A 302-nucleotide genomic window follows, 5' to 3' on the forward strand; every position below is an offset into this window, starting at 1 on the left:
GCCGTGGTGTCGATGGCGTGCCGTCTTCCCGGTGGGATTGATACGCCGGAGGCTTTTTGGGAGTTGTTGGTCTCGGGTGGGGATGCGGTGGGTGGTCTGCCGGAGCGGTGGCGGGGGCTGGATCTGTTCGATCCGGATCCGGAGGCGGTCGGTAAGAGTTATGCGCGTGAGGGTGGGTTCGTCGAGGGTGTGGAGGGTTTTGATCCGTCGTTCTTCGGGATCTCGCCGCGTGAGGCGCTGTCGATGGACCCGCAGCAGCGGCTGGTGCTGGAGACGTCGTGGGAGGCGCTGGAGCGCGCCGG

1 protein-coding gene is annotated in these 302 nt (G+C 66.6%); it reads left to right on the forward strand.

Going from position 1 to position 302, the window contains the following annotated elements; all coding sequences use genetic code 11:
- The coding region (locus BIV23_RS17440) for a beta-ketoacyl synthase N-terminal-like domain-containing protein (protein ID WP_281250158.1) at positions 1-302 on the forward strand (302 nt) is incomplete at both ends.

The sequence above is a fragment of the Streptomyces monashensis genome (assembly GCF_001866665.1).
Lineage (GTDB): Bacteria > Actinomycetota > Actinomycetes > Streptomycetales > Streptomycetaceae > Streptomyces > Streptomyces monashensis.